The organism is Kibdelosporangium persicum (assembly GCF_013280595.1).
Lineage (GTDB): Bacteria > Actinomycetota > Actinomycetes > Mycobacteriales > Pseudonocardiaceae > Kibdelosporangium > Kibdelosporangium persicum.
The window spans coordinates 37,321-62,166 of record NZ_JAAATY010000017.1; the positions used below are offsets into that span (position 1 = coordinate 37,321).

The following is a 24,846-nucleotide window of genomic DNA, read 5'->3' on the forward strand; positions in this document are numbered from 1 at the left end:
GTCTGGCCGTGACACTGGACGTCTCACCCGCGCCGAGCGGCACCCGGGAACTGCTTCAGTCCATTGTGGAGGTCGCGATGGCGATCTTCGGCGCCGCCGCCAGCTCGGTCTTCCTGCTCGACGAACCCGAGGGTGAACTGGTCTTCGAGGCCGTCGCCGGTGCCGGGCAGGATTTCCTGATCGGCACCAGGATCCCGGCCGGCCGCGGGATCGCGGGCTGGGTGGTGAGTTCGGGCCAGGCCGTCATCGCCGACGACCTGACCGGCAACCGGACGTTCGCCCGTGATCTGGCGGAGTCCACCGGCTACGTGCCCCAGGCGCTGATGGCCGCGCCGCTGTTGTCCGCCGGCGAGGTGCTCGGTGTGCTGGAGGTGATCGATCCGGCCGTGCAGTCCCGCTCCAGCCTGGGCGACCTGGACTTGCTGTCGCTGTTCGCCAACCAGGCCGCCACGGCGCTGCGGGTGGCCAGAGGATGCTCTCACTGCCGGGACGACAGTGAGCCGCTCGTCCGCCTCGCCGCCGACGAGAGTGAACTCGGCGCGCAACTGGTGGGCGTGTTCAAGGACTTCCTGCGGCACCGGAATGGCTGACCCGGTGGCGCGCAGCGGTTTCCCGGCAGTGCCGGTAGGTCAGGGCGGACATGTCGTAGCTGGCGTAGCACGCGGTGACCTCGGCGTCCGGCGCTGCCAGGACATCACACTCCAGCAGCGATTCCAGCAGCAGGTCGGGCGACGCGGCCAGGTCGGCCAGTGCCGCGATGATCTGGCCGTGCTCGAATGGTGGCGGCGGCAAGTCGGCGAGCCGGCGGTACGCGGCGCGCTGCAGGTCGGACATGGTGCGGTAGAACAGGTCGAGCCGGTCGCGGAAGGCCAGTCCCCCCACCGCCAGCTCGTCCAGCACGCGCGCGGGATCGCCGAGGCGGTCGGCGAACTCGGCGAGGGTGATGTGCCGCAGTGCCGCCAGTCTCGACGCGACGATCTGGATCGCGAGTGGCCGGCCCTCGCAGCTGCCGATGATCCGCCCGACCGCGTCCCGGTCGGCGAGCACCCGGCTGCGGCCGATGACCCGGCCGAGCAGCTCCCGGCTCTCCGCCTCGCCCAGTGCCCCGAGACGGATACGCAGCACCGATTCCAGTCCCCACAGTGGGCTGCGGCCGGTCACGAGCACGCCACTCGTTCCCCAGCCGGGCAGGACCGCCCGGACGGTGTCCTCGTGTGTCGCGTTGTCCAGCACGAGCAGCAGCCTGCGCTGCGCGATCCAGGACCGCCAGCGCGCCGATGCCTGCGCCGCCCCACAGTCGAGGCCGATCATGCCCAGCAGGTGCTCGAACACCCGGCTCGCCGGCTTGGGCGTGCCGTCTTCCTCGGCCAGGTCGAGAAACAGCTGCCCGTCGGGGAAGTTCGCGCGCAGCAGGTGGGCCACGTGAACGGCGAACGAGGACTTGCCGGAGCCGACCGGGCCGTGCACCACGACCACCCGGTGGCCCTTGTGACCGGACAGGGTTTCGGTGGCGCGGTCGGCCTCGGCGGCTCGTCCGACGAAGTCCGGCAGGGCGCGGGGAAGCTGGTTACCCGGCGCGAACCGGCCCGGGCGGTTCGGCGGCCGGGCCTCGCCGTTGAGCAGTTCCCGGTGCACACTGCCCAGCATCGGACTGGGGTCCACGCCCAGTTCGTCGGCCAGCGTCTGCCGGATGAGCTCGTAGTGCGCCAAGGCCTCCTGGACCCGGCCGTCCGCAGCCAGAGCGCGGATCCATGCGCCGCCAAGCCTTTCCCGGAGCACATGCGGCCGGACGTGCTCGGCCAGCCGGTCCAGCACGATCTGGTGGTCCCCGGATTCGACCGCCAGCTCGGCCCAGTCCTCCAGGCTGGCCAGGAAGATCTCGTGCCACCGGCCGAGGTCGGCGGTCAGGCCCGGTTCGTCCGCGAACTCGGCCAGCGGTGCACGCCACAGCGCCACGGCGTGACCGAGCAGGTCCGCGGCCGCGTCGGCATCCCCGTCCCGGCGCAATCGCCGCCCGCCGCGGGCGAGGTGCTCGAACCGCAGCAGGTCACACTCGTCGGGCGTGAGGTTCAGCCGGTAGCCGCGGGCGGTGAACCCGAGCCGGTCGCCGAAAGTCCGGCGCAGTTTGGAAATGTAGACCTGGAGGTTCTTCGGCGCCGTCCGTGGCGGGTGGGCGGCCCAGAGTGTCTCGACGAGGTCCTTGACCGGTACCACCGAGTTGGCCCGGCACAGCAGCTGAGCCAGCAGCAGCCGCTGCTTGGGCCGGCCGAGGTCGGCGGCCCGGCCGTCGACAAGGACCGTCAGCTCGCCAAATGTCCGGCATTCCACGGTGTTGCGTAAGCCCATGTGCTCCCCATCCCTTCGCCCCGGCGAGTATCACCGTGCGGCGTTGGGAGCCGGTTGGACCCGGATAGGGCAGACGTGCGGCTCAGCCGGCACCGAGATCGGCGAGCCTGGCCGCCGAACGCCGGTGCCAGGTGACGCACTCCATTTCGGCGTTGTGGCGTTCGGCCTTGCGCAGCAGGGTGATCGCCCGTTCGGTCTGTCCGGCGGTGGCGGCGGCCGCACCGAGGAAGTAGTCGATGGAGCCCCAGCAGAGGATCGCCGAGCCGGTGGTCACACTCTGGCCGGAGTACCGGAGCAGTTGCCCCAACGCGTACTCGCACGAGGGACCGTCGCCGCACAATGCCCAGGTGTAGGCGCGGATGACCATCTGCGTCAGCCACAACCAGTCCCGTGGCGGTTCTTTGAGCTGCCCGGCGGGCGGGCAGGCCACCCTGGCCTCGGCAAGATTTCCCTGCAAGGCGAGCACCAATCCCCGATGCTCCAGGGTGACCGGACTGTCCGGCTCGTCATGGCCACGCAGCATCTGTTGCGCTTCCTCGTACTTGCCCTGGTCGATCAGCCAGGACACGAGCTGGGCCGTGAGCGCGGGCTCCGAGCCCCACACTGTCTGCCGGTGCAACTCGTACGTCTGCCGGGACAGCCGCGCGGCGGTCTCCGGGTCACCGGCCAGGCCGGCCCGCATCGCTTTCCACCACCGCAGATGCACATCGACCTCGGGAAGCCGGATCCGCAGATTGGCCTCGGTACAGGCGTCGATGTCGGCTTGCGCGGCCGTCATGTCGCCGGCTTCCAGCGAGGTCAACGCCCTGCGCAACAGCACACGCGGCGTCCAGTCCGCGCTGAGCTCGGCGTGCTCGGTCAGCTCGACCTGTTCCTGGACGATCCGCCGGCGCTCGGCGAGCGTGTCGGCATACCGGATCGCTTGGTGGCGCAAGTGAAGCGCGCGCATCAGCAGCGTGGGGTCACCGAGTCGCCGGGCCATGGCGACCGCCTCGGCGGAAGGCTGGCTCGGCCCGTGGACGTCAGGGCCGAACTCGAAGTACTGCTCCGTCGCCAGCGCCGCGAGCGAGAGGCACCGCAAGCGCGAGTCCTCGGCGGGAAGCAACCGCACGGAGTCACGCAGCGCGGCCAGCACAACCGGTTCCAGGGCAAGATATTCACGCATCGACCAGAACGACTCGGTGCTGTACGTGCAGGCGGCCGTGGCCAGTGCGCGCAGATCGCCGAGTTTCTCCGCGAGCCCGATCGCGCGACGCAACGTGGCCGAGGCGAGCTGTTGAAGGCCTGCGCGGCAACTGGTGCGGCCCAGTCTCACCAGCAACTCGAACAGTCTGCGTGTCTGCGTCGCGGACCGGGGAATCGCGTGGCGGTCGATGACGTCGACGACAGCACCGAACAGCGTCGCCGCGTGCTGGTACGCGTGCACTTGTTCGGCGCGCTCCGCTGCGGCGTGCCCAGCGGCGATCGCCTCCTCCGCGTGCCCGGCGCCGGATGCTTCCAGCCAGTGGTATGCCACGGCGTCCAGGACGTCGCTGTCGGGAATGTGTGGCACGCGCCGCGCGAGCGCGCGTGCGGCGTCGGCGTGCAGTTTCGCCAGCCGAAGCCGGGAAACCGAGGAACGGACGGTGTCGCGCACGAGTGCGTGGCTGAACCGGTACCGGCCGGAGCTGGACTCGGTCACCAGCCCCCAGCGCAGCGCGGCGTCCAGCACCTCCGAGAACGTCTCGGCCGTGAGGCCGCTGGTCTCGGCCAGGACGTCCGTCGCGAACTCCTCACCGAGCACGGCCGCTGCCAACAGAACGGATCCGGCCTCGGGCGGCAGCCTGCGCAGCCGGTGCTGGATGAGGTCGCGGGTACCCTGTGGCAGGGCGTCGGCCAGCGAGCCGGACGTCAGCCTGGGGACCAGTCGGGCCAGTTCGACCACGTGGAAGGGGTTTCCGCCGGAGCGCTGGTGGATCACCCGCACGGCGTCCGGGTGCTCGGAGTCCGGCCAGGCGCTGAGCACCTCGCCGACCTCGGCCTCGGTCAGTCGGCGCAGCTGCCACCTGGTCGCCCAGCGCCCGGTCAGCTGGGCGACCAGCCCGGCGGCCGGCTCGACGAGGTCGGCTCCGTCCCGGCTGGTCGCGACCACGAGCAGCGGCAGCTCCGGCAGCATGGTGGTGAGCACCCGCAGCACGAGCACCGAGTCGGGATCGGCCCAGTGCAGGTCGTCCAGGACCACCAGTGCCGGGCGGTGGCCGGCGGCCGCCGCGATCACGTCGACAATGGCTGTGTGCAACCGTTTCTCGTTCGGTTGCGCGGACCGGCCGACGTTGAGCAGGGCACCGAGCCCGGCCTCCCCGGCCAGTTCCCGCAACGCGGAATCGGGCTCGATCAGCGTGCGCAGGACCGAAACCCACGGCCAGAAAGCCGGACTGCCCTCACCGTCCGGGCACCGGCCCAACGCCACCGTGAACCCGAATTTCGTGCCCATGGCGACCGCGGCCTCGGTGACGCGGGTCTTGCCGATCCCGGGTTCGCCGGTGACCAGGAACAGATGTCCGCTGCCGGTACTGGCGCGGGTCATCGCCTGCCGGATGGCGCGCAGCACGTCATCACGACCCGCCAAGCGCTCCACTGGGCGCGGACCGGTCACCTCGACCGGGGCGCTGGTCAGGTCAAGGCTGGGGTCCTGGGTGAGGATGGCCTGTTCCAGCCGGCGCAGCCCGGCGCTCGGCTCGATGCCCAGTTCGGTCACCAGGGTGTGCCTGGCCTCCCGCAACGCTCCGAGCGCGTCGGCCTGCCGGCCGCTGCGGTAGAGCGCGAGCGTGAGCATCTCCCAGCGGCGTTCCCGCAACGGTTCGGCCATGACCAGCAGGCGCAACGCGACGGCCGCTTTGGCGGGCTGTCCCACCGCGAGTTCGGTCTCGGCCCGCTCGTCCTGGGCGGCGAGCCGCAGTTCCTCGAGTTCGGCCGCGGCCGTCGCGGCGAACGCGTCCGCGGCGAACTCACCGAACGCCGGGCCTCGCCACAAGTTGAGCGCCTCGTCGAACAGGTTCAACGCGTCCAGCGGACGTCCTCCCGTCCGCGCGGAGTTCGCCGCCGCGACCAGGTCACGGAACTGGGACGAGTCAAGCTGCCCCGGCTCTATCAACAACCGGTACCCCAAGGGGGAACTGGCCAGCACCGACTCGGTGGCCCGCGGGGCCCGGTGCGGCTCCAGCGCTCGCCGCAGGTTGGCGACATAGGCGCGCAGGGTTCCTACCGCCGAGGCTGGTGCCGCTGATCCCCAGACCGCGTCGACCAGGCTCGCGACCGGAACGGCCGCCCCCGGCTGGACCAACAGCGCGGCCAGCACACGGCGCTGTTTGGCACCACCGAGTTCGACGCTTCTGCCATCCACCAACGCCCCGATCGCACCTAGCACCGTCCAGCGCACGTACAAACGATAACGATCAACCAGGCAGCCAACCAGAGACCGTCGATCCGCAGCCGAGTCCTCAGAAGGCGTACCGATGCGCAGGTACGGAGCGTGTGTTTCGACGAGTGTGAGGAAGGAATCGAGAAGCTCCCGCTTGAGACCGCGCCGCTAGCGGACGTTGATCCCGCCGCCCTCGCTGCGGTTGGCCTCCTGCGGCTCTGGGCGCCACAGGAGGTCTTCGGCCCGTGGGTGCCAGTTGATAACCTTGGCGGACACCGGGACTGAGCCGGTTCACAGCTACGAGTGCGCGACCGGCGATGTCGTCTCGATGCACTGGTGGCGCGATCCCCACTGACCTGCTCGTGAGTGTTTATCAGGGTTAGAACACCGATAAACACTCACGAGGCTTGATCAGCGGCGGAGCCGGCGGACCGCTGGTGCGCCGGATCTTCTTGCGGGACATCACTTAGCCCACTGGATCTGGGGTGCGGCGCGGACAGCGACCGTTCGCGCCCGACACCCAGGCGCGTCGTGGCGAGCAGCGGCAGCACCATGAGAGCCGCCGACGTCCACACCAGCGCGCCGGGAACGGTGTCCAGGACCAGGCCGCCGAGGGCCGCCCCACCGGCCACCGCCCCGTTCCAGGACGCGACGGTCAACGACTGGGCGGCGTCCGCGGTGCGTCCGGCGATCATCGCGGTGACCGCCTGGAAAGCCGTCGGAGCACCGCCGAAGGCCAATCCCCACAAGGCCGTCGCGGGCAGCAGCCAGGACGGCTCGCCGTCCGACACCTGCACCAGGGCCACTGCCGCAGCGGCGGTCACCGCGCACATCGCCGGCACGCCGCGGGGAAACCGGTCGAGCGCGCCACCGACGACGAGGATGCCCGCCACGGCGGCGCCGCCGAACACCAGGAGTGCCGTGCTGAGCAGGGACTGCCGCCCGAACCCTGCCAACACCGGCCCCAGATAGGTGTAGACGGTGTTGTGCGCCAGGGAGAAACCGAGCACCATCGCCAACACGGCGCCCATGCGCGGCACGGTGAGCGCCGCGCGGACGCTCAGGCGTTGGGTGGCCGGTTCCGGCGCGACGGGGGGAACCACGGCCGCCACCCACGCGAACAGCGGGACGGCCACCGCGCCCATGAGGGCGAAAGACCACCGCCACCCGACGAGGTCGCCGAGCGCGGTGCCCGCGGGCACCCCCACGGCGAAGCCGAGCGGCGTGCCCGCCATGGCCACCGCCAGCGCGCGGCCGGACAGGGCAGGCGGCGCGATCCGCATGGCATACACGGCGACCAGCGACCACATCACCCCGGTGATCGCACCGGAGGCGATCCGCGCGACCAGCACGACCGAGTACCACGGGGACAACGCGATGACGAAGTTCGTCACCGCGAAACTCAGCACGAGGGCGAGCAGTACCGCCTTGCGCGGCAGGCGGGAAATCAACGCCGTCAACGGGATCGCGGTCAGCGCCGTTGTGATGGCGTAGCCGGTGACCAGGTGCCCGGCGGTGGACGGGGAGACGTCGAAGTCAGCGGAAATACCGAGCAGCAGCCCGGCGGGAAGCACCTCGGTGAGGCAGCCGAGCAGGACGACGATGGACAGCGGGAGCAGGGACCGCAGGGGGAGCACGGGAATCCTTCCCGACCGGAGGGCGGCCGGCGCCCCGGGCGGGGACGCCGGCCGCACGGTCAGCCCTTGGCGAGCTGGGCGTTGATCCAGGCCCGCAGCGCGGCTTCACCGCGGTACCCGATGTGGCGGGAGTTGGGCAGCTCCGCGCCGTGCCGGATGGGGACCAGCGTGGGCAGGTACCGGATGCGGTACATGGCCGAAAGGTCGCGGCTGACGTCCACGTTGACGACACCGACCAGGAAGCGGCCGTTGTACTCGGCCGCGAGCCGCTCGAGCACCGGCTTCATCTGCCGGCACGGGCCGCACCAGTCGGCGCCGAAGTCCAGGATCACGAGCTTCGTCTTCGAGATCTGGAGGATTTCGTCGTGGTTGGCCGAGGTGACCTTGACGACGTTCTCGTTGGCCAGGGCGGTTTCGGCCGGCGCGGCGGTGGCGGGTGCCACCATCGCGAAGGTGGCCGCGGTGATAGCGACGGCGGTCACACCGGCGCGCAGGAGTCTCTTGAGCAGGGACATGAAGAATCCTCATCGGCAGGGATCGGACATGACGGCGAACCACTCAGTCCGAAGTGGACGTTTGACGGCCGGCGGTCTTCGTGGACGTGGGCAGGCCGGCGGCCACCCAATCCTCAATGCCCTCGCGGTACTTACGCACGTTCTGGTAGCCGAGCCCGACGAGCCGTGCGCCCACGAGTTCGCTGTTTCGGCACGGCACGTTGGCGCAGTACACGACGATGCCAGCGGACTTGTCCGGCAGCACCGAGGGTGCGTACCGGTCCGTGAACTCGGCTGCCTGCTCGTACGGAAAGCCAGGGATGTTCACCGCGCCGGGCAGGTGTTCCTTCTCGTAGTACGCCTCGGGCATGGTGTCGACCACCACGAGGGTGCCCGCGTCGATGCCTTTCTTCAGTTCGTCGCGAGTGATCAGCGGCAGCATGGCTGTTCCCTTTCCGGCGGGGAAGCGTTACGTGGCGGTGAACAGAGTGTGTCCACAGCCGGGGTGCGCCGCCCACTGCCGATGGCCTATGCCATGCGGTTATCCGCTCCCAGCCACCGCCGGTACACCGCGTTGTCCTCGGCCAGCCGTTGATATGCGCGCACCGATGCGGCATGCAGTTCCTCGAACCGGTCGGCGAGCGGGTGGTCGGTGCGCCACAACAGGATGTGCTGCACGGTCATCGGCGTCCCGGCCAGCGGGCGGATCACCATACCGGGCATGTCCGGCGTCGTCGGCTGCACCAGGCAGACGCCGTGCCCGCCCGCCACCAGCCGGAACCGCACCGTGTCCACGTCGTGCGCGATGCGGGGCCGGAAACCGTGCTCCAGGCACATCTCCCGGAAGACGATGCGGCAGCCGTCGCCGCAGCTGGACACGATCCACCGTTCCTCGGCCAGGTCGGCGAGGTCGACGGTCGCCGCGTCGGCGAGTTGGTGCCCCGACGGCAGCGCCACGAACGCGGGCTCGGTCACCAGGTGCGCCACGTGGACGTCGCCGGGCACGGCCAGCGTCCGCCGGCCGCAGATCAACACCAGCGCCAGGTCCACGCACCGGTTGTCCACCTGCTGCACCAAACGGGTGTGCGACATGTCCGCCCTGGTCGTCAGCTCGCGGTCGGGTACGAGTTCCCGCACGCACCGGAACACCTCCGGCGCCAGTGCGCTGTCGTTCCAGCCGACCCGCACGCCGCCCTCGGACTTCTGGTGGCGGCGGAAATCGCGATCCAGTTCATCGAACGCCGGGATGATCGCCTCGGCGCGGGACAACACCAGAGCACCGATGCGCGTGGGCCGCACGCCGCGCGGGTCGCGGTCGAACAGCCGGTCGCCGACCAGTTGCTCGATGCGCCGCAACTGGTGGCTCAGCGCCGGTTGCGGCAGCCGCAGCTCGGCTGCCGCGCGGTTGAGGCTGCCCGCGCGTGCGATGGCGAGCAGCACCCGGAGATGCCGAACCTGAAGTTCCATCGTTCCATTACGCTCTTCCGCCGCCACGCTGTCACCACAGGCGTGCCGATTACGCCGACCGTCGCCGGACAGGCGGGTGCACGCACTAAGTCGGTCGGCTCAGCAGTCGAGCGACCATAAGACGACGGCATGGCGTTTCGGCAGTACCACCCTCCCGGTGTGGTCCGCATAGTGGTCGGACGCGGGTGATCCCCTGCATTTCCCCGCTTCCCTGCGAATTTCTTCTCGGAGCCGACGGTGTTGCTGACAACCCCGCTGACCGAGCACTGCGCTGCCCCGTTGCGAAGCGGACAGCACGTGTGCGTCGGCGTAAGCCCGTTCAACAGCTATTTCTCGGTCGAGCTCATCACCGACGCGGCGCGTTGGGCGATGAGCGAATTCGACAACTTCCACTTCTTCATCCCCGACCGCGCCGCGGTCCACACGTTGGAGGCGTTGGGCTACGAGCCCGGCCGTGCCCGGCTGAAAGCCCGCCGGCAAGGGCAGTACGTGGTCAACAAGGTGTGCCGGGCGCTGGGAGACCTCGGGGTCGCCAACCCGGGGGAGCACGTGCTCGACGGCGCCGCCCTCGCCGACAACGCCTGCTACCAAAAGCTTCTGGCGTACGCCCACGACCTGTTCACCGTCAACGAGGTGTTCACCGCACACTGCCTGGACGCGACCCGGTGGGTGCTGGACCGCAGACTGCCGGAAGGCCAGGTGCCGACGGACGAGCAACTCCGGCGCGCCGTCCGGTACTTCCTGGCCGAACTCCCGCTGTTCGTCGACACCCCCGCCATCACCGGGGTGGAGAGCTCGGTGTTCGCCTACCACCAGCGGGTCAAATTCCTGGAAATGCTTTACGGCCGCGAGCTGCCGTGGCGTCCGAACCCGAGGCAGGGCTTCGTGCTCCTGCGTGCCGAAGAAGACGGGGAGTACTGACCGTGCACGACGACTACTCGCTGCGCCGCCTGCCCGAATCCGCGCGCTGCTCCTGGGTTTCGGTGGCGGTGCAGCGGTTCGGGCAGGTGTCCTCGTTCCACCAGTTCCTGCTGGGCGCCGTGCTCGGGTTCGGCATGACCTTCTGGGACGCCGTCCTCGCGATCACGCTGGGCGCGGTGATGCTGGAGGTCGTCACCGTGCTGATGGGCGTGGCCGGGATGAGGGAGGGCGTCTCCACGTCGGTGCTGGCGCGCTGGGCGGGCTTCGGCGGGCGCGGATCCGCGCTGGTCGGCCTGCTGGTCACGCTCAGCCTCGCCGGGTGGTTCGGCGTGCAGAACGACGTGTTCGCGCACGGTCTGCACGCCCTGATGGGCGGCCTCCCGGTGTGGGGGTGGGCCGTGTTCGGCGGCGTCGCGGTGACCGTCATTGTCGTCGCGGGCTTCCACATGATGGCGTGGACCGCCTACCTGACGGTACCCGCGTTCCTGCTGCTGGCCGGGTACGCCATCAGTCAGGAGCTGCGCCACCACGACCTCGGCGAGCTGGTGTCCATGTCCCCGCCCGGCCCGGCGATGTCCCTCGCACAGGGCACGACCCTGGTGGCGGGCGCGTTCATCATGGGCGCGGTCATGACACCGGACATGACCCGCTTCAACCGCCGCGTCAGCGACGTCGTCAAGCAGACGCTGATCAGCGTCACCCTCGGCGAGTACCTGATCGGGCTGACCGGCGTTCTGCTGGCCCACGCCGCGCGCAGCGCCGACATCGTCGCCGTGATCACCTCGACCTCCGGTGTGCTCGGCACGCTGATCCTGGTCACCGCGATCATGAAGATCAACGACTGGAACCTCTACTCGGCGTCGTTGGGCCTGGTCAACACGGTCGACGTGCTCGCCGGTCGCAAGATGTCGCGCCGCACCGCGACCCTGCTGCTCGGCGCACTGGGCACCCTGCTGTCCGCGCTGGGCATTCTCGACCACTTCACGACGTTCCTGACGTGGATCGGCGTGATCACCCCGCCCGTCGCGGGCATCGTGATCGCCGAGTACTTCGTGGTCCGCACCTGGCGCGCCGCGCTCGACTCGTCGCGGGCGGCCGGGGAACTGCCTGACACCCCGCCGAACTGGGTGCCCGCCTCCTTGCTGTGCTGGGCCGCTGGCGCCGCGGTGGGCGCGTTCGTGCCGGTGGGTATTCCCGCCATCAACTCCGTGGTGACCGCCTTCGCGCTGTATGCTGTGATCGGCAGCACAGTCGGGATCATGCGACCACCGCCGAGGTCCCGGGTCGACACCCACCGGTGAAACGGGGTGTGACGGCATGGAACTCGATGTCCACCATCTCCGCCTCGTGCGGGCGATCGGGGAGACCGGCAGCCTCTCCGAGGCTGCGGTGGCACTCGGCGTCACCCAGCCCGCGGTGAGCGGGACGTTGAAACGCCTGGAGAACGCACTAGGCCAACGACTGTTCGAACGGGGCCGGGCCACGGCGGTGACCCCCACGCCGACCGGCGAGCTGCTGCTCAGCCGGATCGCCGCGGTGCTGCCGCTGATGGAGGGCCTGGTGCGCGACATCGAAACACGCGCGCGCCCGAATGGCTCCACGATGCGGGTGGGTGGGGTCTGCTCGCCGATCGTCGGGCACCTGCCCGGCATCGTGGCCGACCGGCTCCCGTCCGGGGAGGGCGCTTCGCTGTTCGACAGCGACTGCCCCGACCTGGTGATCGACCTGGTCGCGCAGCGCAGGCTGGAGCTGGGGCTGATCAAGGAGTACCCGGGGTTCGAGGCGGCGGTGCCCTCGTCGGTGGAGGCCGCGCTGATCGCGGTGGACCCGACGATGGTGGTGCTGCCCGAGGACCATCCGTTGGCGCGGCAGAAGGTCGTGCGGCTGGAGCAACTCGCCGACGCCGAATGGGTGCTGCCCGTGCCGGACTCGTCCCGGTTCCACGAGTACTTCCGCCACACGTGCCGGGCCGCCGGGTTCGACCCGCGCGCCCGGCACTTCGCGGACAACTACTCGACGACAGTGGCGGCGGTGCGCAGCGGCGCGGTCGGCCTGTCCCAAGCCGTTTGCGAGGGGCACCAGCAGGTGGCGGTACGGCTGCTCGCCGATGAGGCGCTGGTCCGCCGGTTCCTCCTGCTGTGGCACCGGGAAGGCGCCGCCGCGCCGCACGCGCGCGAGGTGTTCGCCGACGTCACCGCGGCCTACCGGGCCGAATGCCGCGCGTCGCCGGTGTTCTCGCGGTACCTCGGATAAGCCGGGCGCCGTCAGCCCAGAAACCCGGTGGGCTTGGCCGTGCCGTCCACCCAGGCGTCGAAGAAGGGCTTGAGCTCCATGTCGGCCACCGCGGCGGTGTAGAGCTCCCAGTCGTACCAGCCCTGGTTCCAGTTGTCGTTGATCTCGGGAAACTCCCGGAGCACGGTGAAGAAGGCCTCGTCACCGATGTGCTTGCGCAGCGCGTGCACCATCAGCACACCCTTGTCGGACACCGAGAACTGCCGCCCCCTGCCGGGGTCGGAAAGCTTGCGCCCCCAGAACGCCGTGTCCGCGCGGGCCACCGCGTCGCGGTAGCGCTGCTCGACCGGCAGCCCGTGGCGCTGCTCGTCCCACAGCCACACCAGGTACCGCGAGAAGGAGTCCACCAGCGGCTGGTCCCTCCACATCTTGATGGCCAGCCGGTTACCCCACCACTGCGCGGCCACCGCCTGGACCAGCGCGGCCTCGCCCGCACCGGCGCCGAACACCGGCCTGCCCTGTGCGGGGTGCGCGAAGCCCAGCCTGTCCGCCACGTACATCCCGCCGGCCGCGTCGTACGGGAACGGACCGAGCTTGCCGCTCAGGAAGTCCACGACAGCGGGCAGTTTGGCGGCGAGCGCACCGGCGTCGGTGCCCGGGGCGAAGGCGTCGAACACCGGTGTGCCGCCGGGGAGTGTCGACTCGCGCGTGGTGAACCGGTCGATGCCGATCATGGTCGCCGAGGGCGCGATCGGCTTGTCCTCCGACCACGCCACGGTGGTCCGCTGTCCAACCTGGACGGACTTGCGGAGGCCGTTGGAGACGGCCGTCCAACCGTTCGGCACCGTCGCCGTGACGCTGAACGTCGCCTTGTCCGCCGTGGTGTCGTTGACCGGGAACCACGTGGTGGCCGAGTGCGGCGCGCCCGCGGCGAACGCCCCGCCGGTCCACGAGGTGCGCCACCCCGTCCAGCCGCGTGGGGTGTACTCAGCCGACGGCCGTCCACAGTAGACGACCGTCACGGTGAACGTCGCGTCTTCGGGCAGGACCGAAGCGGGCGTGATCACCAGTTCGTGCTCCTTGGCCCGGGTGAACGCGGCGGGTGCGCCGTTCACCCGCACTTCGCTCACCGTCAGCCCGCGCAGGTCGAGGTTGAACCGGCTCAACCGCTGGGTCGTCGCTGCCGTGACGACCGTCTTGGCGTTGAGGAACTTGTTCGCCGGGTCGTAGGACAGGGTCACGTCGTAGTCGGTGACGTCGTAGCCGCCATTGCCGTCGGTCGGGTAGTACGGATCGACACCGAGCACGGTGCCGTTCGGCGCGACGTGCACGTAGCCGTCCGTGCCGATGGTGTCGTCCTGCGCGGCCGCGGTCGCCGGGCACAGGGACAGGCCGCACAACAGCAGGGTGACCGACGAACTAACTCGTCGGATGCGCACAGCCATGGGAAAACCTTTCGGTTCGGTGCAGTTCTGGCGGCCAGTCTCAGGGACCGGTCGTCCGCGGCCCACTGCCAATTGCCCATGTCGGCGCGTTATCCGTGGTGCTTGTCTTCCGGTGTCCATGGCCGCAGGCGGGGCAGCCAGGCGGGCAGGGCACGGCGCGCGACGGGCTGGGCGCGGTCACCCTGGAGGTCGTCGCCGCGGCCGCGGACTGCTCACCCACCAGCCTGCACGCCATCTTCGGCAGCCGTGACGGGCTGCTCGCCACCATGTTCGACCGGTACGTCCCCATCCCCGACCTGGAAGCGCTGGCCGCCGATCCCCCCGAGCGGCTCGAAGACACCGTCCACGCCGTCTACGCGGCGCTGGCCGAGGCGTTCGCCAGGGAACCGCGCGTGCTGCCCGCGATCTTCGGCGACCTGTTCACCCGCCCCGACGGCACCGCCGCGCGCATGCTCAAGGCGAACCTGCCCAGGATGTTCGCCAGCCTCGGCGGCCTGCCGAGCACGCTGGTCCACACCGGACGGCTCCGCCCGCTCCCGCTGCCACTGCTCATCCAGCTGATGCTCGGCCCGATGACCGGGCACATGCTGCTGCGCCCGGTACTCCAGGACGCACTGGGAAACACCCTGCCCCCGGTCGACGAGGTCGCCCGCACCTTCGCCGAAGCGTTCCTCCGCGCCTCAGCCCCGGAGGCGCGGGCCTGACCGGGACGTCGGCATGACCGCCAATTCATGGGTCCTCCCCATGCAGGGGCAGGGAAGGCGGCCACAGCCGGAGTACCTAGAAGCGTGCTCCGACGTCCGCGCCGTTGCTGGGACGGAGGAAGGTGGAGGCCGGGATTGAGCCGTCCGCGTTCCTCGGGCCTGTGATGGTGCTGGGGTTGGTGCTCTGGAAGGACCAGGAGCCGCCGAGGTCCCAGGAGTTGCCGCTGCCACTGGAGTTCGAGCCCAGTGACACGTTGGTTCCGTTGGCGACCGCGAGGTTCGCGGTGAGCGTGCTGTCGGAGCGGTCGAAGTCGAAGCCGGTGCCGGGGTTGTCCCAGGCGGTGCAGCGTTCGATCCGGTGCCGGCCGGGATTGTTGTTGTCGATGATGCCGCTGACCGCGTTGTCCCACGCCATGCTGTTGCGCAGGGTGTGGTTGCCGACGACGCCGTTGCCGCCGAGCTTGAACCCGTTGCCGTCACCGACGAAGTCCGGGAGGTTCCAGCGGTTGAATCCGTTGCCCCAGGCGAGGGTGTTCTCCGTCAGGATCGGTGATCCGAACATCCAGTAGTCGAGGCCGTCGTCTGAGTTGTTCCACACCCGGGCGCCGCGCACGACGTTGCCGCTGCCGGAACCCTCTTTGATGGCAAGGCCGTCGGCGCTCTCGCCGTTCTTGCGCGGGTCGCGGTTGCCGTAGCTGTCCAGGTTGAGGATCAGGTTGTTGCTCGTGGCCAGCACGAGATGCAGCCCGGACTCGTAGTTGTCCCGCGTGATGAGACGGTCATAGACGTTGTTGCTGGAATCCAGCCCGAAGATCCCGTACGGGCCGTGGATGATCTCCAGGCCGATCAGCCGCCAGTAGTCACCCTCGATGTGGATGGCGCCACGCTCCGGCCGTGGGATGGTCGAACCCACCGCGCCTGGCGTGTGAGGCATGTTCTCACCGTCGATGATCACCCGCTCACCGTTGTAGTTGCGCATGGTGATCGGCTGGCTTGGCGTGCCGTCCTTGAGGATCTGGATGTTGGTGCTTGGCGCGTACGTGCCGCCCCGGATGTAAATGGTGTATCCGGGCTGCGCCAGATCGACCGCGCGCTGGACAGTGCGCAAGGGAGCGGCCAACGTGCCGGAGTCGCTGTCGTTGCCGTTCGTCGCGACGTACAACGCGTTGCCAGGCTGCTGTTGGCCGTCCATGGTGACGTCGGCCGCCCGGCTGGTCGTACCATCGTTGGCGAACCGGATGGGCACGGTCGCGGAGTCCGAAGTGGACGCGTTGACGGTGAATTGTGCGTAGGCGCCGACAGTGTTGTCGCCGTTGCAGAATCCGGTGCCCGGATAGCCGGGCCAGTTGGTGTCGATCGTGCCGGTGCAGACCGCAGGCGATGCCTCGGCCTCGTAGTGCGCCGTCGCGGCTGTCGCCATGGAAATCGGTAATGTCATGACGGTGCCCGTGACCAGGGCCATGCCCGCGACGAACGGCTTCCATCTCATCATGCTTCTCCTGTGGTGTTGTTCGCGGAGTGGTTCCTGATCACCGTGCGGTTGACAGACAAGGTCGAACCGCGTCAGGAGGCCGTGTCACCGGGCAGGCGTGCCTTGTGCAAGTCGGAAAGCGCTTTCCAGTAAAACTACTCCAGCTGAGGGTCGGCGTCAACGCGTATTCGGCGATGCCGGACAGGAGAGCGGACGTCCGGAGAAGCAAATCGTGACGGCCGCGGGTGAAAGGGGTTTCAGTGACCAGGCGAAGCCGTACGCCTTGCGGAAAGCGCTTTCCGCAAGTAGTGTCCGACGGCAGAGTCGGCTTTGCGCAACGCCGGATCGCCATCCGTCACGACTGGTTCCCTTCACCCGGCCGCGGACATTCCCGCGCTGCTTCGGCAGTACGCCGGACCGCGGAGCGGTATTGGCATGCAGAGAGGTCACACCATGAACTCTGACGGGCACCCTCCTGGAGGTAGATGATGAGATCTCAGTTCTTCGTGGCCGGCGTGGCACTGCTGGTGGGCGCGGCGGGCTTACTGGCCCCTGGCTCGGCGGCCGCCGCGACCACCAGGTACGAGGCCGAGACGTCCCCGGCGGTCTGTTCCGGCTCGATCGACAGCGACCACTCCGGGTACTCCGGTTCCGGGTTCTGCAACGGCACCAACGCCACGACCGGTTATGCCCAGCTCACGGTGAACGCCGCGGCGGGCCCGGCGACGGTCGCGGTGCGGTTCGCCAGCGGGAGCAGCTCGGCTCGGCCTGCCGACCTGGTCGTGAACGGGTCCACGGTGCAGTCGGTGTCGTTCGAAGGCACGGGTGCGTGGAACACTTGGGTCACCAAGACGCTCACCGTCACCATGACCGCGGGCAACAACACGATCCGGCTCAACCCCACCAGCAGCAGCGGGCTGCCGAACATCGACTACTTCGACTTCACCTCGGACGGCGCGCCGCCGGATCCGGACCCGCCGGCCGACACGCTATACGTGGCGCCGGGCGGCAGCGACAACGCGGCCGGCACGATATCGAACCCGACGACGCTCGCTTCGGCCCTTACCCGCGTCGCCGTCGGCGGCACGATCTTCATGCGCGGCGGGACCTACCGTTACTCCGAAACGATCACCATCGCGCAGGACAACAACGGCACCGCCAGCGCCCGCAAGAAGCTGTACGCCTACCAGAGTGAGACCCCCGTGCTGAACTTCTCGGCACAGAGCGAGGACCCGGCGAACCGGGGGTTCGCCATAGGCGGGTCGTACTGGCACATCCGGGGCATCGTGGTCGAGCGCGCCGGGGACAACGGGATACTGCTGGCCGGCAACAACAACATCATCGAGCGCACGGTGACGCGCTTCAACCGCGACTCCGGGCTGCAGCTCTCACGGCTGATCGCCGGCGCCCCACCGAGCCAGTGGCCGTCCAACAACCTCGTCGTGAGCGCCGAGTCGCACGACAACGCCGACTCTGACGGTGAGGACGCCGATGGTTTCGCTCCGAAGCTGACCGTCGGCCCTGGCAACGTCTTCCGCTACACCGTGTCCCATCACAACATCGATGACGGCTATGACCTGTTCACCAAGTCGGACACGGGGCCCATTGGTGCGGTGACCATTGAGGACTCGTTGGCCTACGGCAACGGTACCTTGAGTGACGGCTCCCAGGCCGGGAACGGTGACCGCAATGGGTACAAGCTCGGTGGCGAGGACATCGGGGTCGACCACGTCGTCCGGCGCAACATCGCCTACGACAACGGCAAGCATGGGTTCACATACAACCGCAACCTCGGCACGATGACGATTTCGGACAACGTCAGCATCGGCAACGAGCAGCGCAACTTCAACTTCGATGGCGGCTCCTCGGTGTTCCGGAACAACACCTCGTGCGACAGCGGATCCAACGACCGGATCATCGGCAGCTCCGACAGCTCGAACCAGTTCTGGTCGGGCACCAACGGGTCTCGATGCTCCTCCTACACCGGCACCCCGAGGTGGTCCTTCGCCGCGGACGGCCGCCTCGTGGTGACCTTCGGCTGACCGGTCCCAGCTTGTCGAAGGTGTCTCTCCCGCCGGAGGTTTCCGTGCGGGAGAGTCCGGTCTCGGCGCAGCGGCACGAACAGCGCCGCGGAGTTCGACTGGTTCCTGGTGCGGTCAGGCAGCTGAGCCGATCATCCGTGGACAAGAACTGGAGGCCCACCATGAGACGATTTCCGGCTCTCACCGCGTTGATCACCGCCTGCGGTGCACTCATGGCACCAGGAGCCGTCGCCGCCGCGGCGGCGCCTGCGTTCCCCGGAGCAGCAGGATTCGGTGCGCAGGCCACCGGTGGCCGCGGCGGCGAGGTGTACCACGTCACCAACCTCAACGACTCCGGCCCGGGTTCGCTGCGTGACGCGGTAAGCACCGGCCCTCGGATCGTCGTCTTCGAGGTCGGTGGGTACATCGAGCTGGAGTCGCCGCTGAGCATCAAGAGCAACATCACCATCGCGGGACAGACGGCACCGGGCGACGGCATCGCGACGCGCGGCTACCAAGTGTCGACGTCGAACGCGACCAACGTCGTCATCCGGTACATGCGCTTCCGGAACGGCCTGACACCGAACCAGAACCGCGACGGCGTGACGATCAACGAGGGGCGTGACCAGATCTTCGACCACGTATCCGTGTCCTGGGGACGTGACGAGAACTTCTCCATCAACAACAGCACAGGCATCACAGTGCAGAACTCCATCATCGCCGAGGGCCTGGACCCGCACTCCTGCGGTGGTCTGGTCCAGAGCGACGGCGTCACGATCTACCGCAGCCTGTACGCGCACAACAAGACCCGCAACCCGAAAGTCAAGGGCCGCAACCAGTTTGTCAGCAATGTCGTCTACAACTGGGGCTCCGACGCCTACATCGAGGGCGACTCCGCCGGGCGCAGCGACGCGAACGTGGTGGACAACTACTTCGTCAAAGGGCCGTCCACCGGTTCCGGCAGTCCTTTCACGCGGGGAAACCTCAACTTCCACATCTACGCGGCGGGCAACTACCACGACGGCAACAAGAACAAGGTGCTCGACGGTGTGCCGGTGACCAGAGCGGAACTCGGCAACGTCGTGGTGGAGCAGAACCCGTTCCCCTATCCGGCGGTTCCGTCCACGCCCGCCGCGGAGGCGTACCGCACGGTACTCGCGCAGGCCGGGGCGTCACTGCGTCGTGACTCCATCGACCGGCGTATCACGGCGAATGTCGCCGACCAGAGCGGTGCGATCATCACCGATCCGGCGAGCGTCGGTGGTTTCGGCAGTCTCGCCGGTGGCACGGCGCCGACCGACACCGATCGCGACGGCATGCCGGATATGTGGGAACGGGCGAACGGCCTCAACCCCGGCGACGCCGGAGACGGCGACGACATCGGCTCGGACGGCTACTCCAATGTGGAGAGATATCTCAACAGCCTTGTTCGATGACCATGTTTCGTGGTCGGACTGTCCGCGGAGCAAGTCGCCGAACGCAGCCCAGGCCAGGCCCGCCTTCCGCAGTGCCTGAACCAGGCGTGGGAAACGCTTAACGGATCAGGCCTGCGGCGCGTAGGTCGGTCCAGACCTGCGCGGGCACCTGCACGGCGAACGACTCCACGTTGCGTCGTGCCTCCTGTGCGGAGCGCATCCCGACCGCGATACCGGCGACAGCGGGGTGCTGGAGCGGGAAAGCCATGGCCACCTGGGGAAGTGTCACGCCGTGTGCCTCGCAGACGTCGGCGATCTTGTTCGCCCTGTCCAGGACATCCGGTGTCGCGGTCTCGTAGTCGAAGTGTGCTCCTTCGCTGGGCCGTGGCACGGCGAGCAACCCGGAGTTGAAGATCGACGCCGCGATCACCGAGACACCGCGTTCCTCACACGCGGGCAGGAACGTGTCGAGCGCGCTGTGATCGAGCAGCGTGTAGCGGCCTGACTGCATGACCACGTCGACATCCGTTTCCTGCACCAGAGTGGTCAGCATGGCCGTGTCGTACATGCCCGCGCCGATCGCGCCGACGACCCCTTCCGACCGCAGCTCCGCCAGGGCCGGGTAGCCGTCACGCAACGCGTCGTCGAAGAACTCCTCAGCGTCATGCAGGTACAGCACGTCGATCCGATCGAGGCCCATCCGTTCCAGGGAATCCTCGACACTGCGCCGGACCCCGTCGCGAGTGAAATCACGCACGCGGTAATGCGTTGCGGGCACGTGGAAACCGGCCGGATCCATCTTGCCGTCCGCGTCCTGCGGCACCAGCAGCCGGCCGACCTTCGTCGACAGGGTGAACGAATCACGCGGCTGCTGGCGCAGGAACTCACCGATCCTGCGCTCGGAATGCCCGATGCCGTAGTGCGGTGACGTGTCGTAGTACCGGATCCCGCCCTCCCACGCCGCAGCCAGCGCTTCTGCCGCGGTCTCGTCGTCCAGCGGCGCGAACAGTCCACCGAGTGGCCCGCCGCCGAACCCCAGCTGTGTCACCTCGACTGTGGTGCGCCCGAGCCGGTTCCTCTCCATCGCCAGCTCCCCTTCCGTGATCAGTTCGCTAACACGTTGCCATACCGGCGGTTCGTCATGCGCGGGATTTCCGGTGCTGGCGGGACTGCGTGGGCGGCGATACCGAGGACGATCCACATGGACACCCGCCACGACTTGCCGGGGTCCTGAGCTTCCACCCAGGAGCCCGTGAACAAGAACGCGAGGTGTCACGGCAAATCGGGTCAGTTCAAGAAATCGGCGGAGTGATGCGAACGCGGAAAAGTTCGCAGGTACTCGAAGAAACGAGCAAGCACTCGATCACCGCGAGTGAGGTTTCCCGGGGTGTAGTGCATACCGGCGAAGACCGGCAGGTCCTCGCTGGCGATCGACATCTCCAGGTTCAGTACCAAGCCCGCCAGGAGCGAACCTGGCCAGCACGAAGTCGACGTCCTTGTCGCCGCGCCCGGACAGGTTGACCAGGATGCGTTCGCGGCGGGGCCTGTCCGCTGCCAGGCGGATCGCGAATGCGAGAGCGTGTGCGCTCTCAAGTGCCGGGATGATCCCCTCCGACCGCGCGATGCGGAGGAACGTGCCGACTGCTTCCTCGTCGGAAACGGTGTCGACGGACACCCGGCCGGACTTGCACAGCATGGCCATCTCGGGGCCGACACCGGGGTAGGCGAGCCCTGATGCGATCGACATCACCGCGGCGGGTGTTCCGTCGTTCTCCTGCAGAACGACGGAGGACGCCCCGTGCAGGGTTCCTGGACGCCCGAAAGTCAGTGTGGCCGCGTGCTGACCGAACTCGGCACTCTTGCCGAGGGGTTCCACCGCGTGCAGGGCGACCTCAGGATCGTCCAGGAAACCGGAGTAAAGCCCCAGCGCGTTCGAGCCACCAGCGACGCAGGCGACGACGTGGTCGGGCAACACTCCGTCGGTGATCGCGAGGAACTGCGCGCGTGCCTCCTGGCCGACGACGGACTGGAAGTCTCGGACGATCATCGGAAAGGGATGTGGTCCGATGGCCGAACCTATCGCGTAGAGAGCATGGGCATGCTGCTCGGTGTAGGCGTGCAGCGCCGAGTCGCTGGCCTCCTTCAAGGTCGACTGACCGGAGGCAACCGGAACGACACGAGCGCCCAGGAGGCGCATGAGGTCTACGTTCGCGTTCACCTTGTCGGCGTCGGTCGCACCGATGTGCACTTCGCATTCGAGTCCGAAACGGGCGGCCGCGCTGGCGAGAGCGACACCGTGCTGGCCGGCACCCGTCTCGGCGATCAGCTTCCGCTTGCCCATCCTCCTTGCGAGGAGCGCGAACCCCACACAATGGTTGATCTTGTGTGCGCCGGTGTGGTTGAGGTCCTCGCGTTTGACGTAGATCCTGGCGCCACCCAGCTGGTTCGAGATGTTCTCCAGGTGCAGCACCGGCGTGGGCCGGCCCTGGAGGCCGGTGCGGACGGTGTCGAGCTCGTGCCGGAAGTCCGGCGATGACCGCAGCTGCTCGTACGCGCCGGTGAGTTCTTCGAGTGCGGGCCCCATGTGCGCGGGCCAGTGGTTGCCGCCGAACTCTCCGTAGTAGCCGTTGGCGTCGGGAATGCGGCTGACGTGGTTGCTTCCGCTGTATGACATCGTGACCACCCTTCAGGTAGGTCGACGGTAGGTACAGCTGAATCCGAAATCTTGAACAGGATGTGCGCCGCGGCCGCTTCGGCGACTCACCGGCCCACGTCACGGGACAGCGCTCCCGGCGGCACGCCGAACACCTTCTTGAACTCGCGGGTGAGGTGTGGTTGATCGGAGAAGTTGGCCATCTGCGCGACATCGCTCAGATCGAACCCGGCGCAGATGAGCTCTCGGGCCCGTGCGACGCGGACTTGGCGAACGTAGGTCTGCGGGGGAACACCGATCGTTTTCCTGAAGGTTCGGACGAGGTGGCTCGGGTTGACGCCGATCTCGCGGGCGAGGTCGTCCGTACGGGTCGAGCGCGGACCGTCCCGCCTGATGAGCTGGGATGCCGTTCGCGCGATCGACATCGGGGTCGACGCGGGGTACTCGACCGAGAAACTGCATTCCTCCAGCACCCGCCGGAGGCATCCCTCGACCGATGCGCTGTCGGCGATCGGTGCTGACAACGCGTCGGCCAGATCACGCGTTGTCCGGCTTCGTGTCACCACATCGGTGCGTATGGTCCGGATCGCGTTCGGCTCGATCGTGCCCATGCAGCTGTCGAGGAACGCCTCCGACGGGTAAAGGACGTCGTACTGCGCGGGACTGCTTGTGCTTCTGCCCGCATGCACCTCGAAGGGGTTGAAGAAGAAGACGTCGCCGGCGCGGACCGTGCTGTTCCAGCGGCTGGACCAGATGTGCGCGGTTCCGCTCGTGACGACCACGACCGAGTACGTGTCGTGCAGGTGCGGGTCGAAGTCCACCGCCGCAGCCCGTGCACGAAGGAGATCCACGCGTTGGAGTGCGAACGTCATCGATTCGACTCGTGTCACGGCGAGAAATCCTCCGCGCCGCCCGCTCGAGCACGGTCACCGGTACGTCCCGGACGTCGGCGGCCGCCGACGCGGTGACCGTGCGGCTGACGGAGATGTGGCGATCCGAACACCTCGACCACAGTAGACGGACACCGGAGAGGCGGCACATCGTCAGCCCGGTCCTGCGGTGACCGTGCGGTGGACGGCAGCGGTTCGGGCCGGTTGTCAGCTGAGTGGGGCGGGTGTGGTGGCCGCCCGGTGGTCGAAGGCTGTGCGGGCGGTGAGGATCTGGTCGACGTGGGCTAATGCCCATTCGCCGATAAGCACGGTCAGCCGCCCGGCCTTGTGCCCGAGGGAGGTCAGCTCGTACTCCACGCGCGGAGGCACGGTTGGGTACACCCGCCTGGCCACCAGGCCGTCGCGCTCCAGCGTGCGCAGAGTCTGGGTCAGCATCTTCTGCGTGATGCCGGGCAGGGTGCGGCCAAGCTGGTTGAACCGCATCGGCTCGCCGTGCTGTTGCAACGCGCCCAGCACGTACAGCACCCACTTGTTGGCCAGCACCTCCAGCACCGTCCGGGAGGGGCACTCGACGGATGGGACGGTCCAGGGTGCGGTATCCATTGGGTACCTACCTTTCAAACAGGTGCCTACTATACATCGGAGACCAAAGGCCTGAAGATGGGCGCATGCCAAGAGTGATCAGTCAGCAGTCCCTCGGCGGCCCCGAGGTGCTGGAGGTTGTGGAAACCGAACGCCCCACCGCCGGTCCCGGTGAGGTCCTCGTGCGGGTGCGCGCCGTCGGCGTCAACCCGGCGGACCGAAAGGTTCGTTCCGGGTATGTGCGGCTGTTCGGCGATCCACCGTTCACCCTGGGGCACGAGTTCAGCGGCGTGGTGGTCGAGGAGGCCGGCGGCTTCCGACCCGGTGACGAGGTGTACGGCTGGGTGACCCCGCCCCACGGCGCCTACGCCGACTATGTCGTGGTACCAGGGACGTCGCTCGCGGCCAAGCCAGCGAGCATCGACCACATCCATGCCGCAGCGCTGCCCATCGCCGGGCTCACCGCCTGGCAGGCGCTGGTGAAGGTGGGCCAGGTGCGGCCGGGGCAGCGTGTGCTCGTCCACGGGGCGGCGGGCGGGGTCGGGCACCTCGCCGTACAGATCGCCAAGGCCCGCGGCGCCCATGTGATCGGCACGGCGCGGAGGGCCAAGCACGACTTCCTGTGGAAACTCGGCGCCGACGAGCTGATCGACCACACGGCGGCGGACTTCACCCGCACCCGGAACGTAGACGTGGTGCTGGACACGGTCAGCGGCGACGTCGGGCTGAGGTCGCTGGCCACACTCAACCCCGGTGGCGCGGTGATCGACGTGGTGGGCATCGGCTTCGACCGCACGGCCGTGAGGGAACGTGCGGCGGCGAGCGGGCTGCGGTTCGTGGAGTTCAACCTCGAGCCGACCCCGGGCGACCTCGCCGCCCTCGCCGAACTGGTGGACCGCGAGGGCCTGCGCCCGTTCGTGGCGGAGACGCTACCGCTGACAGACGCTTCCAAGGCACACGAACTCGGCGAGAGCGGGCAGGTCCGGGGCAAGGTGGTGCTGGTGCCGTGACCGCCGCCGGGGCAACGGGTCTTGGTCCGCATTGCCGAACAGCAACCGCGCCGGCGCCAACCGCGACTCGGGTGCTCGGTGATGTCGGTGACCCACAGCTAATTGGGGCCGCCACGTCGGAAGTCGCGCTTGACCAGATCGGTCACCGTGACCACGGC

The 24,846-nt window shown here is 68.6% G+C and carries 20 protein-coding genes; 8 read left to right on the top strand and 12 right to left on the bottom strand.

Going from position 1 to position 24,846, the window contains the following annotated elements:
* Positions 1–8 precede the first annotated feature (8 nt).
* Positions 9–590: a GAF domain-containing protein gene (locus tag GC106_RS27205; RefSeq protein WP_173136414.1), complete on the top strand. Its 582-nt coding sequence runs from the start codon at positions 9–11 to the stop codon at positions 588–590.
* Here the strand turns inward: GC106_RS27205 and GC106_RS27210 are convergent.
* From GC106_RS27210 to GC106_RS27235, 6 genes are all read right to left on the bottom strand, one after another.
* A complete protein-coding gene (locus GC106_RS27210; RefSeq protein WP_173136416.1) occupies positions 559–2,346 on the bottom strand; it encodes an AfsR/SARP family transcriptional regulator in 1,788 nt (595 codons plus the stop codon). The genes GC106_RS27205 and GC106_RS27210 overlap by 32 nt on opposite strands.
* Before the next feature lie 82 nt (positions 2,347–2,428).
* Positions 2,429–5,764 (bottom strand): ATP-binding protein, encoded by a 3,336-nt coding sequence (locus GC106_RS27215; protein ID WP_173136418.1) that lies wholly within the window; start codon positions 5,762–5,764, stop codon positions 2,429–2,431.
* A 380-nt stretch (positions 5,765–6,144) separates the two neighbouring features.
* On the bottom strand, positions 6,145–7,383 hold the full coding sequence (locus GC106_RS27220) for an MFS transporter (RefSeq protein ID WP_173136420.1): 1,239 nt from the start codon (positions 7,381–7,383) through the stop codon (positions 6,145–6,147).
* Positions 7,384–7,442: 59 nt separating this feature from the next.
* Complete coding sequence (locus GC106_RS27225) at positions 7,443–7,898, bottom strand: thioredoxin family protein (protein WP_173136422.1); 456 nt, start codon at positions 7,896–7,898, stop codon at positions 7,443–7,445.
* 43 nt (positions 7,899–7,941) lie between these two features.
* Positions 7,942–8,319 (bottom strand): rhodanese-like domain-containing protein, encoded by a 378-nt coding sequence (locus GC106_RS27230; protein ID WP_173136424.1) that lies wholly within the window; start codon positions 8,317–8,319, stop codon positions 7,942–7,944.
* Between the two features lie 86 nt (positions 8,320–8,405).
* The gene (locus tag GC106_RS27235) at positions 8,406–9,344 is read right to left on the bottom strand and encodes a LysR family transcriptional regulator (protein ID WP_173136426.1); all 939 of its coding nucleotides are present in this window, start codon (positions 9,342–9,344) and stop codon (positions 8,406–8,408) included.
* A gap of 237 nt (positions 9,345–9,581) precedes the next feature.
* Between GC106_RS27235 and GC106_RS27240 the strand changes: the two genes are divergently transcribed.
* The 3 genes from GC106_RS27240 to GC106_RS27250 are packed head-to-tail and all read left to right on the top strand — an operon-like array spanning position 9,582 to position 12,518.
* Complete coding sequence (locus tag GC106_RS27240; protein ID WP_173136437.1) at positions 9,582–10,265, top strand: tRNA-dependent cyclodipeptide synthase; 684 nt, start codon at positions 9,582–9,584, stop codon at positions 10,263–10,265.
* Positions 10,262–11,566: a purine-cytosine permease family protein gene (locus GC106_RS27245; RefSeq protein WP_173136735.1), complete on the top strand. Its 1,305-nt coding sequence runs from the start codon at positions 10,262–10,264 to the stop codon at positions 11,564–11,566. The genes GC106_RS27240 and GC106_RS27245 overlap by 4 nt, the downstream gene beginning before the upstream one ends.
* Before the next feature lie 16 nt (positions 11,567–11,582).
* Complete coding sequence (locus tag GC106_RS27250; protein ID WP_173136439.1) at positions 11,583–12,518, top strand: LysR family transcriptional regulator; 936 nt, start codon at positions 11,583–11,585, stop codon at positions 12,516–12,518.
* Between the two features lie 11 nt (positions 12,519–12,529).
* On the opposite strand, the gene GC106_RS27255 is transcribed toward GC106_RS27250, so the two are convergent.
* Entirely contained in the window at positions 12,530–13,942 is a 1,413-nt protein-coding gene (locus GC106_RS27255) for a M1 family metallopeptidase (protein ID WP_173136441.1), read from the bottom strand.
* A 98-nt stretch (positions 13,943–14,040) separates the two neighbouring features.
* On the opposite strand from GC106_RS27255, the gene GC106_RS27260 reads away from it, so the two are divergent.
* The gene (locus tag GC106_RS27260) at positions 14,041–14,646 is read left to right on the top strand and encodes a TetR/AcrR family transcriptional regulator (protein WP_173136443.1); all 606 of its coding nucleotides are present in this window, start codon (positions 14,041–14,043) and stop codon (positions 14,644–14,646) included.
* A 76-nt stretch (positions 14,647–14,722) separates the two neighbouring features.
* On the opposite strand, the gene GC106_RS27265 is transcribed toward GC106_RS27260, so the two are convergent.
* Positions 14,723–16,135 (bottom strand): right-handed parallel beta-helix repeat-containing protein, encoded by a 1,413-nt coding sequence (locus tag GC106_RS27265; protein ID WP_246366791.1) that lies wholly within the window; start codon positions 16,133–16,135, stop codon positions 14,723–14,725.
* A gap of 470 nt (positions 16,136–16,605) precedes the next feature.
* Between GC106_RS27265 and GC106_RS27270 the strand changes: the two genes are divergently transcribed.
* The gene (locus GC106_RS27270; protein WP_173136446.1) at positions 16,606–18,159 is read left to right on the top strand and encodes a right-handed parallel beta-helix repeat-containing protein; all 1,554 of its coding nucleotides are present in this window, start codon (positions 16,606–16,608) and stop codon (positions 18,157–18,159) included.
* A gap of 161 nt (positions 18,160–18,320) precedes the next feature.
* On the top strand, positions 18,321–19,574 hold the full coding sequence (locus GC106_RS27275; protein ID WP_217281026.1) for a pectate lyase family protein: 1,254 nt from the start codon (positions 18,321–18,323) through the stop codon (positions 19,572–19,574).
* Between the two features lie 97 nt (positions 19,575–19,671).
* On the opposite strand, the gene GC106_RS27280 is transcribed toward GC106_RS27275, so the two are convergent.
* From GC106_RS27280 to GC106_RS27295, 4 genes are all read right to left on the bottom strand, one after another.
* Positions 19,672–20,637, bottom strand: a complete 966-nt coding sequence (locus GC106_RS27280) for an aldo/keto reductase (RefSeq protein WP_173136448.1) — start codon at positions 20,635–20,637, stop codon at positions 19,672–19,674.
* Between the two features lie 279 nt (positions 20,638–20,916).
* Entirely contained in the window at positions 20,917–22,227 is a 1,311-nt protein-coding gene (gene trpB / locus GC106_RS27285) for a tryptophan synthase subunit beta (protein ID WP_173136450.1), read from the bottom strand.
* A gap of 86 nt (positions 22,228–22,313) precedes the next feature.
* Positions 22,314–23,096, bottom strand: coding sequence for a helix-turn-helix transcriptional regulator (locus GC106_RS27290; RefSeq protein ID WP_173136452.1), 783 nt, complete (start codon positions 23,094–23,096; stop codon positions 22,314–22,316).
* Positions 23,097–23,303: 207 nt separating this feature from the next.
* Entirely contained in the window at positions 23,304–23,699 is a 396-nt protein-coding gene (locus tag GC106_RS27295) for a winged helix-turn-helix transcriptional regulator (protein ID WP_173136454.1), read from the bottom strand.
* 65 nt (positions 23,700–23,764) lie between these two features.
* On the opposite strand from GC106_RS27295, the gene GC106_RS27300 reads away from it, so the two are divergent.
* The gene (locus GC106_RS27300; protein WP_173136456.1) at positions 23,765–24,688 is read left to right on the top strand and encodes an NADP-dependent oxidoreductase; all 924 of its coding nucleotides are present in this window, start codon (positions 23,765–23,767) and stop codon (positions 24,686–24,688) included.
* The last annotated feature ends 158 nt before the right edge of the window (positions 24,689–24,846 follow it).